General features: G+C 46.2%; 7 protein-coding genes. 4 read left to right on the forward strand and 3 right to left on the reverse strand.

Going from position 1 to position 10,416, the window contains the following annotated elements:
• A partial coding sequence (locus tag R6242_RS21480; protein WP_412100773.1) for a Mu transposase domain-containing protein occupies window positions 1-969 on the forward strand: 969 nt, incomplete at its 5' end.
• Window positions 962-1,762: an IS21-like element helper ATPase IstB gene (gene istB, locus R6242_RS21485; RefSeq protein ID WP_318430817.1), complete on the forward strand. Its 801-nt coding sequence runs from the start codon at window positions 962-964 to the stop codon at window positions 1,760-1,762. The genes R6242_RS21480 and istB, both read left to right, overlap by 8 nt.
• A 256-nt stretch (window positions 1,763-2,018) precedes the next feature.
• Here the strand turns inward: istB and R6242_RS21490 are convergent, their stop codons facing one another.
• The 3 genes from R6242_RS21490 to R6242_RS21500 form a co-directional block, all read right to left on the reverse strand.
• Window positions 2,019-3,332 (reverse strand): hypothetical protein, encoded by a 1,314-nt coding sequence (locus tag R6242_RS21490; RefSeq protein ID WP_318430819.1) that lies wholly within the window; start codon window positions 3,330-3,332, stop codon window positions 2,019-2,021.
• 520 nt (window positions 3,333-3,852) lie between these two features.
• On the reverse strand, window positions 3,853-4,749 hold the full coding sequence (locus R6242_RS21495) for a ParB/RepB/Spo0J family partition protein (protein WP_318430820.1): 897 nt from the start codon (window positions 4,747-4,749) through the stop codon (window positions 3,853-3,855).
• Complete coding sequence (locus tag R6242_RS21500) at window positions 4,749-5,552, reverse strand: ParA family protein (protein ID WP_318430821.1); 804 nt, start codon at window positions 5,550-5,552, stop codon at window positions 4,749-4,751. Before R6242_RS21500 ends, R6242_RS21495 begins: the two co-directional genes overlap by 1 nt.
• 437 nt (window positions 5,553-5,989) lie before the next feature.
• Between R6242_RS21500 and R6242_RS21505 the strand changes: the two genes are divergently transcribed.
• A complete protein-coding gene (locus tag R6242_RS21505; protein WP_318430824.1) occupies window positions 5,990-6,811 on the forward strand; it encodes an efflux RND transporter periplasmic adaptor subunit in 822 nt (273 codons plus the stop codon).
• 79 nt (window positions 6,812-6,890) lie between these two features.
• Window positions 6,891-10,416, forward strand: a 3,526-nt coding sequence (locus tag R6242_RS21510; protein ID WP_318430825.1) for an LEPR-XLL domain-containing protein, incomplete at its 3' end; no start/stop codon positions are given.

The raw sequence follows: 10,416 nt of genomic DNA on the forward strand, positions 1-10,416 counted from the left end.
GGGGGGGTGCCGCGCCGGGGCATTTACGACAATATGAAAACCGCCGTCGATAAGGTGCTCAAAGGCAAAGGCCGGATCGTGAATGCCCGATTCTCGGTGATGTGCGCCCATTATTTGTTTGATCCCGACTTCTGCAATGTCGCCTCTGGCTGGGAAAAAGGCGTGGTTGAAAAGAATGTCCAAGATAGTCGGCGGCGAATCTGGCTGGAGGCGCAAAGCATCAAGTTCAGTACCTTTGAAGCGTTGAATGCGTGGCTGGCCGAGCGTTGTCGCGTCTTATGGGGAGTGCTTAGGCATCCCGAATTCAAAGGTCTGAGCATTGCCGAGATGTTGGAGCAAGAGCGTTTGGAAATGATGCCGATGCCGACCCCATTTGATGGTTACGTTGAGCATCTAGCCCGAGTTTCCAGCACCTGTTTAATCACCGTCGCGCGCAATCGTTACTCGGTCCCTTGTGAATGGTCACGACAGCGTGTGAGTGTGCGCTTGTATCCCACGCAAGTCGTGGTGGTGGCGAATGATCAAATCATGGCCCGACATCAGCGGCTGACGGGGCAACAGCAGGTGAGCTTTGATTGGCTGCACTATATTCCGCTGATTACCCGTAAGCCGGGAGCCTTACGCAATGGTGCGCCCTTTACGTCCATGCCTGCGCCCTTATTGCAGCTCAAGGAAAGGTTGTTACGGCGTAACGGAGGAGACAAGGTGATGGCGCAAGTGCTGGCCACGGTTCCGGTGGCGGGTTTGGATGCGGTACTGGTTGCGGTTGAGTTGGTACTGGAGTCAGGCGTCATCAGTATTGAACACATTTTAAATGTAGTGGCGCGCTTGAATGACCCACCGGCCACCATCCGTGCCGAAACGCAGCTGCAATTAGCAGAAGAACCACAGGCGAACACCCAGCGTTACGACGGTTTGCGTGCAGCGAGCGAGCTCGACAGCGACCACGAGGAGTCGAGCCATGCATGAGATGAGTGTCGAACTCAAAGCCTTGCGCTTGCATGGGATGGCGGCCGCTTGGCTGGATCTGAAGAGCCAAGGCGGCCAGAGCATGGAGACCTGTGGCTGGCTGATTGAGCATTTAGTGCAAGCAGAACACAGCGATCGTAAGGTGCGCTCGATTCAGCATCAAATGAGCGCAGCGAAGTTCCCCGTGCATCGAGATTTGGCGGGATTTGACTTTAGCGCGAGCAAGGTAGATCAAGCACTGGTCAGTCAACTGGCGACATTGGCCTTTACCGACACGGCACAAAATACCGTACTGATTGGCGGTCCGGGCACGGGAAAAACGCATTTGGCAACGGCGCTAGCGATCGGCGGGATCACGCATCACGGCAAGCGCGCCCGTTTTTATTCGACAGTGGATTTGGTCAATTTACTGGAAAAAGAAAAACGCGAAGGCAACGCAGGTCGTATTGCACTCGCGCTTATGCGAGTGGATGTGGTGATTTTGGATGAACTGGGCTACTTACCCTTTAGTCAGGCAGGAGGCGCATTGCTGTTTCATTTGTTGTCGAAGCTCTATGAGCACACTAGCGTCATCATCACCACGAATCTGAACTTCTCGGAATGGTCGAGTGTATTTGGCGATGCCAAGATGACGACGGCGTTGTTGGATCGGCTGACGCACCATTGCCACATTGTAGAAACGGGGAATGAATCCTACCGTTTCCAGCACAGCAGCCTAGCAGCAAAAACGAAGATAAAACAAAGGGAGCAAAGCAGAAAGGAGGAAGCGAGTACCGAGGCTGAGCGGTTTTAAGCCGAACCTGAAGGCGTAAAAATAGCGGGTGAGTGGCCCGCTATTTGCTAGACTTATCCACAGTTGCTCCGATAAAAAGCAACGCTCGGCCCTGGGTCAAAATTCGATCGGCAGGGTGGGTCAAATTTCAATCGGCGTGAACAGTCTAAGGCATATAAGGCCGTCAGCTGGTATCTCTGGCCATTTTGTGCAACGTGGATTTTATCCAGTTGGCGTGGTGGGGTGAGTCCTGAGGGCGGGATAAATAGGCTCATGTTCAGCTCACTTTATAGGTGCCAACAAAGATGGCGCCTGCATTGAGTTTTGCTTGAATATCTGCCGGTGTTGCTGTTTCGGGCAGAAAAACAAAAAGTTGCTGGATGTTGAGGGCCAAACCATTGCCATCACAAATTAATCCACTATTGGCCGGTGTCTTTAAAGATAAAGTTTGCCCGTTTTTGTTAAGCCCGACGCCTGCTTTCAAATAATCAAGATCTGCTCTGCGCACCCATTGTGGGTTAGCAATATCGGTGCTTTTCATTATCCACAAGGTGCCGCCATTGATATCTCCTTGTTTAATAAAAACAGCGCTGCCTGTTTGTAATTTTTCTTTCTTTTTCCAATACCCCGCGCTTATTTCCCATAAGTGATTGTGTGTTTTATCTGTTTGATTCGTTAAAAGAACAAGATTTCCTGCTATTAGCTCGGCGCCATCGACGCTTGCGTCATTGCTGGGGATCCCTTTATATCCATTGGCACCGTCACTGATGGGCAGGTTTATAGTGACAACAGCTTCGGCGTTGTCATATTGGGTAAGCCCCACAGCGTTATCTGTCACATATTCGCGGATCGCTTGAACAGTGGCCAGCGAGCTAGCAGCCTCTGTCACACTTCCCATATTGGTGTTGATGACCTGGCTAATTGTCGTGCCGTTGCCAACTGTTAAGGTTCTTGTCGTTAAGTTTTTTTCAAAAGTAGCATCACTTTTGACCTGCAGATTACCTAGTGTGTTTTCGCCAATAGTTACTGAGCTGGCGGTTAAGCCTTTTTTAAAGGTGGCATCATTTTTGACTAACAGCTTGCCTTGCTCGCTTCCATCAATGGCTACGGAGCCTATGGTTAAGTCTTTTTCAAAGGAGGCCTCGCCTTTAACCTGCAGCGCGCCTTGCCCGATTCCGTTGATGGTCACGGAGTCAGCGCTTAAGCCCTTTTCAAAGGTGGCATCACTTTTGACCAACAACTTGCCGGATGTGTTTTCGCCTATGGTCACTGAGCTGGCTGTTAAATCCTGCTCAAAAATGGCTTTGCTTCTGACCAGTAATTTATCTTGCCCACTTCCATCGATGGTCAGGGCGTTGGTCGTGATGCCTTTTTTAAAACTTGCTGCACTATTAATCAGTAATTTATCTTTCTCGTCTTCGCCGATGGTCAGGGATACCCCGCCACTTTCTTTGATCACAACGATCTTGTCTTCTTGCTGGTGGATCGTTTGGTCAAAAATCATAGAGAAATCGCTTTGGGTTGGCTTGTCACCTGCCTGAAAGCGCTCACGGAGGGTGGATCTAGATTTTGTGGGATTAGAATTGTTCATGTTTTGCTCTGAAAACGAGGGGGGACCACCCAAGCTGTTCGCTTGGCGAATGCCGTCTGTTCAGTATTTGGATTTTTGAAGGGGTATTTCGCCTTGGAGCCAAGGCGTGGGTGGCAAGGCCATTATGGCAAAGCTAGGGTGATATGGAGAAAGATGCGCACACGCTGGGTGTAGATCAGTAGAACGGCCATCCCTTGGCGGGGCGTTAGGCCCTAGTGTGGCTTCAAAATAACTTGATATTTAAGAGCGGTGTAGCAAGTTGCTACACCGCGATTACTGCCGATGTGTTCTATCAATGAGCAAGCGGCCTAGCAACCTGCTGCATCTATTTACCTGATGATGTCTCTTGCTCAAACAAAGCCAAATATATTACATGTAGGCCAATATCCTGTAGGGGCGCTGCTTGCTGCGCCCTGTTCAGCGAGGGCGCAGCAAGCAGCTCCCCTAAGAGTTAACGCTATTCACGTTGATATGCTCAGACCAACGACAAAAAATGAGCAAGAAACATAATCAGGTCTATTTAAGCAATGAGCTTATGCAGAAATTGTTCAAGCTTGGTAATTTGCGCGCTACTGAGCGCTTGCCGCTGCAATTTGATGGTGAGGTGCTTATGATCGCAAACTAAAGTGCCTAGTTTTTTCCCCGCTTTAGAAAAATCAACGGGTAATGCGCGCTCGTGCGAATCGCTATCGGTGTGGGTTCTGATCTTTATTTCGCGGCTTATCCAGGCGGCCAGTTTGGATTGCTCCAGCTCACCCTGCTCTAATTGCTGCCAGCCATCATCAAGCACCACCAGCGCGAGCACTTCGTCAACGCCTTGCAAAACGCGGCGGATATCGGCGGCTGCAGCGCGGGAAAGCAGGCGTGGATTGTTTTCAAGGCTGTTTTGAATATGCTCGGGTAAAGTTTCAAAAGCAAAGTAGCGGTACATATCTTCGCGATTGATTCCCACCGATTCTGCCAAGCGTTTTTTGCTAGGGAAGAGGTGCTCAATTTGGCGCAGGGCTTTGCCAATCTCATAATCTGAAAGGTCGGCGCGGTCTACGTTCTCGGCCAGCGCCATCACCGCCATTTCTGCATCGTGCATCGGGATAATAATGGCTTCAATCGATGCTTTGCCAAGCAGCTTGTGCGCACGTAGCCGGCGCTCACCCGCAATTAGCTGGTAGCGATCCCCGTTTTGGCGCACGGATACCGGCTGCAGTAGCCCTGATTCCTGAATCGAAGTGGCCAGCATCTCCAGCTCATCTTGCAAGAACGCTTTGCGGGGCTGATACGGGTTAGGGTCGATTAGCGCCACATCCAGCCGGGTGTGCTCTCGGCCTGCGTCAAAATCTGTTTCTTGCTGGGCATCCGCGTGGCGCTGGCTGTTTTCAGCTAGTTTTTGTGCGAGTAATGCTTTTAGATCTTTGGCCATTATTTTACTTCTGCCTTCATATTTAACTCATTCATAATATATTGCGTCAGCTCTTTGAATTCGCGCGTTACTTTGGCCGTGCGATCAATCACATGCAAACTGGTCTGCGCCATAGCGGCCTGATTGACTTTAGTGCTGGTCGGTATTTTGATGGGAATCAGCTTGCCCAGCTGCTCACGCGCCGCATTTTCAATCAGCTTACAAACTGTTTGGCGCTCATCGTGCTTGATCAGCAAAGCACCCAGCAGCTCCAGCCTAGGATTCACTCTGCGAATTTTATTAACGTGCTTGAGCAAATCCGTCACGCCATACAAACCGTATTGCGACCCAGATTCAATTGGAATAATAAGATGGGTGGCTGCTGCCAGCGCATTGCTGGTGAGCAGCTTTAAAGAGGGCGGACAATCGATAAGCACCACATCGTAGATGCCTTCTAGCGGCGCAAGCTTGGTGCGTAATTCTTCTGATGGCCGTGGCGTATCGTCTTTTAAATCATCCTCCGCCCGGCCCAGCCCCAGTGAGCCATAAATGAGTGAGACACCCTCAATATTGGTGTCGTCGTAAATAGCCTGGGGTAGTTTCTCGATTTCAGATAAAAGCAGTTCGGCACAAGTCACCGGCACTTCGCTGGGGTGCTTTTTACCAATATGCATGCTGGCATTGGCTTGCGGATCTAAATCCACCACCAAAACCGTAAAGCCATTACGGGCAAACTCCGCAGCTAAATTAACCACGGTAGTGGTCTTACCACAGCCCCCTTTATGGTTGGCAACGGCAATCCATTTGGTCGAAATGTCGCTCATCTGTGTTCACTGTGTATGATTTCTGTGTACGATACACTATAAAATTTACGCTGTACACGGTGAGTTTTACGAGTAAAAAAAGTGTAGCAAGTTGCTACAGTCGTGCATGCTGGAGCGGCATCAATAAAAGATTTTTTTTTTTTTGGGGGGCAGCTTTTCTTGATTAAATTGCTTTACAAATATGACTTATGTTTTGTCTTTCAAGTTTGAGTTTTGTTGAACTAGAAATCTAGGTAGGTTTATCTCGAGTTAAGAGATTGATCTTTGTTTTGGCATCTAGCTTACTTTCTTCTTTAATCGGTATGTTTTCACTGTAAAAAGCAATGACCTACATACAGCCCCCCTTAAATTTACCACATGCTTGCATATGTATATTGTATAATTTGGGGTTTTTGTAAGTTAATGGTTGTCTTTTATTGAGTTTTTTGGGGGAAGATGTGAAAGGTCGCTGGGGAGTATTTGTTTGCTTAAAGGTCATGTTGTGTTTTATGTGTGTAAGTGCATATGCATCTTCCTTTGAGTGTTTAATTGAGCCATCTAAAACAGTGGTGTTATCTAGTCCAACAACGGGCCTTTTAGATCGCGTGAGCGTTACCCGAGGGGATCGTGTTAAGAAAGGGCAGGTTCTGGCAACTTTGGATTCTCAAGTGGAGCAATCTGCAGTTAATGCTGCTCGCTTTAAGTCGGAACAATTAGGTCCAATGCGATTAGCAGAAAATAAAATTCTTTTCTTGACTCGTAAATTTGAAAGGCAGCGCAATTTAGCTGTAGATAAATTGGTTTCAATTCAAGACCGAGATAATGCAGAGAGTGAGCTTCGCTTAGCTGAGGCAGAGTTATTGGTTGCTAAAGAAAATAGACAAATTGCTAAATTAGAATTATTGCAACAACTTAGTCTGTTAAGCCTGCGTTCAATGCGCAGCCCTTTTGATGGAGTGGTGGTAGAGCAACTCGCCTTTCCTGGAGAAATGGTTGAGCCTGGAGTTAGTAAAAAATCCGTTTTAAAAATTGCACAACTTAATCCAGTAAAAGTACATGTGATTTTACCTAAAAAATTATTTGGTAAAATAAAAATTGGTAAAGATGTAGAGGTGTTTCCTGAAATAAATAATAAGGTTTCATATATAGCAGAAATAAAAACGGTAGATAAATTGATTGATGCAGGAAGCGGAACTTTTGTTGTTTATTTGGAAATAAAAAACGCTCAATTTTCCATACCAACAGGTGTTAAATGCAATGCAATTTTTAATGATATTTGATCGAATGACTACTGCGTAAATATATTTTTTAATTATTAAAAATACAATTTAATTAATAAAATACTTGGGGAGTTTTAATATGGGTAACAAAAATAAAAACCGTAGTAATTCAGGAAAAGATAAATCATTTATATCAGCATCTACAAAAATAAAGAATTCACTGAAAAAAGTCTTTGCTGCTTATGACGCTACTACGTCATTAAGTGACTATAATTTATTACCTGAAGTACGCTTTGAAGCATTGGAGCCACGTGTTTTACTTTCTGCAGACCCAAGCTCTACTCTAGTATCAGTTGATACAACTTTAGATTTTTTTGGAAAAAAAGACTCTTATCTTATTGCAGGTGGTGATTTAAAAAAGGTTGTCTTTGATAGCAAAGAATATAACCCAGATTTGAATTGGTCTATTAGTAGTTCACAAGGTGATAAAGTAGCGCCAGGTAGTTTTTTAACGAATGAGGGGCCTCACCTTAGCGAGGGCAATGATCAGACTAGGCTTGATAGAAAAAGTGATATAACGGATAGTTATTCATTTCATCTTTATGACAAGTCAACTGCACATGCTATTAAAATTGAAGATAAAATAAGTGGTGTACTTAGTTCAGGTTACAAAAGTGACCTTTATAAATTTGATGCGATTCAATATGATTTAATTAGGTTTACTTCTGTAGGTTTTGATAAAGCAAGCGCATATTGGAAATTAATTGATGATAATGGCGTGGAGCTTGTTTCTTCCCGTAGTTTCGGTGATGATCCTAGCCCTTTTCGAGTTGACTCAACGGGCACATACTGGTTGTTTATTGAGGGTGTCAGTGGAAATAGTCAGCAGGTTGATTATTCATTTACGTTGACAAATGAAGTGTTTAGCGGGGATTTTCCAGCAATATACCCTTTTGTTGGTCAGAGCGCATTTCTTGCAGCAAATATAAATGATGATGGAAAGCGAGATTTAATAGAGATAAGTCAACTCGGGGACCAGAATGCGTTGGCACGTCAGTGGATTTTAACTGATTCTGGTTATGTTGCTGGCTCCGCAATAGTTTTGGGGGCATGGTGTGAAGATAGTCGCTACTTAGTTGCTGATTTAAATGGTGATGGAAAAAGTGATTTAGTTGCAATCAGTCCTAGAGGTGATGGCAAAGCAATTGCTAGCTCATGGATATCAGGAGTTGATGGGTTTAGTTTTCAAGGTGAAGTTGATATAGGTATTTGGCAGGAAGACAGTAATTACTTATTGGGAAATCAGTCGGAAAGTAATGCTGCAGAACTTGTAGTTCTTAGTGATCGTCACGATGGTAATACAAGGGTTCAGTCATGGAGATGGACAGGTACAAGTTTTACCTCAATGTCTGACCCTGATGGTATGGATGGGCGAAATTCTTCTTTTTCATTTTTAGCTGACTTCAATGCTGATGGTCATCAGGCTGGTAGTAATTATCGAGCTCAAAATCGCGTATGGAATGGGAGTAGTTTTAGCAATTCGGGTTTTAATGGGATTGATAGATACCAAGGACACAGTTATCAAGCTTCAAAATCAGATGGTTCAGGCTATTCGGCTGTTCTAGAGTTCTGGATCAATAGCACTGTTCAATACGTGACTTTTTGGCAAACTTCCGGAGTTGAATTGGTTTCGCCAATAGTGACGGATTTAGGGAATGTACACGCTGGTTATGGGTTTTTAGTTGCTGATTTAAATGGTGACGGATTAGATGATATCGCGCAAGTTTGGCAAGACACTGACAGTCAGGCAATACTGAGTACATGGCATTTTGATGTAAATAGAAAGCGATATGAAATTCAACCCGATTTGCTTTTGGGGGAATGGCAAGCAGGAATCAACTATCAATTGATTGACGCCAATGGTCATGGCCGGGCAGATTTAGTCACAACGGGTGGTTCCAGCGTTAAACCGACTATTTGGTATAACAACGGTCGTTTTTTTGCACAAAAAGGAGATTGGCGGGCTGATAGCGTCTACTTGGATTCAGATCTGAATGGGGATGGGCGCCAAGATTTACTGGAAATCGTACATGATAATAGTGGCTCGGCAGTGGCTCGGCAATGGGTTTCAACTGGAGCAGGCTATCAATTAGGGACAAGTACCGAACTTGGTATATGGAGTAGTACTACTCGCTATTTGGCAGGGGACTTGAATGGCGATGGCAAGAGTGATCTTGTAGAAGTTCGTCGCCAGCTGGATGGCACCGTGGTCGCCAATACGTGGTTGGTTGGTGAAAGTGGCTTTGTGGCAGGCGCAAGCACGAGCCTTGGACGATTAGGCAGCAATAGTAAGTATTTCTTAGCAGATACCACTGGGGATAAAAAAGCCGATTTAGTTGTGCAATCGGTTTTAGTTGATGGCAACACCCGCTTCTCCGTATGGCAAGGGGAAGGGGCACAGTTTGTCGCAAAAAGCTTCATTGATGTGAGGCAACAGTCCCAAACCCCTATCCAGGTCGGCGATTTTAATGGCGATGGCCTGAGCGATTTTGCGTATTACTCCAATTATTATAATGAGAATTATCAGAATCTGTTACTTGGTACGGCTGCAGGCGGATTCAGTAATTTTGAGCAAGCATATATGGGGGGCATCAATCAAAACGTTGTGTTCCTTACTGGGAATGCAGATGGAGATAACCGTCAGGATGTGATGCGCGTTTCGCGAGAAACCGATGGTACGTTTAATTTAACGCTATGGCATCGTGATGTGTCTGACTTTAGCAATTGGGGCACGACGAATTTAGGCCAGGGCAAGGGCGAGGATCGCTTTTTTGCGGCGGATATGAACGGGGATGGGCGGACGGATCTGATTCAGATCTGGAAGAATGCCGATGGTAAAGCTGTCGCCTCGGTATGGCTGGCGGCCGTTGATGGTGGTGGGCGCATCGCGTATGTGCGAGGAACGGACAATATTCTGGGCGATTGGCAAGCAGGCACCAACTATCAATTGATCGATACCAATAGTGATGGCCGGGCAGATTTAGTCACAACGGGTGGTTCCAGCGTTAAACCGACTATTTGGTATAACAACGGTCGTTTTTTTGCACAAAAAGGAGATTGGCGGGCTGATAGCGTCTACTTGGATTCAGATCTGAATGGGGATGGGCGCCAAGATTTACTGGAAATCGTACATGATAATAGTGGCTCGGCAGTGGCTCGGCAATGGGTTTCAACTGGAACAGGCTATCAATTAGGGACAAGTACCGAACTTGGTATATGGAGTAGTACTACTCGCTATTTGGTTGGGGACTTGAGTGGTGATGGCAAGAGTGATCTTGTAGAAGTTCGTCGCCAGCTGGATGGCACCGTGGTCGCCAATACGTGGTTGGTTGGTGAAAGCGGCTTTGTCGCGGGCGCAAGCACGAGCCTTGGACGATTAGGCAGCAATAGTAAGTATTTCTTAGCAGATACCACTGGGGATAAAAAAGCCGATTTAGTGGTGCAATCGGTTTTAGATGATGGCAGCACCCGCTTCTCCGTATGGCAAGGGGAAGGGGCGCAGTTTGTCGCAAAAAGCTTCATTGATGTGAGGCAACAGTCCCAAACCCCTGTTCAGACCGGCGATTTTAATGGCGATGGCCTGAGTGATTTTGCGTATTACTCCA

The sequence above is a fragment of the Iodobacter sp. CM08 genome, from assembly GCF_033446605.1.
Taxonomy (GTDB): Bacteria; Pseudomonadota; Gammaproteobacteria; order Burkholderiales; family Chitinibacteraceae; genus Iodobacter.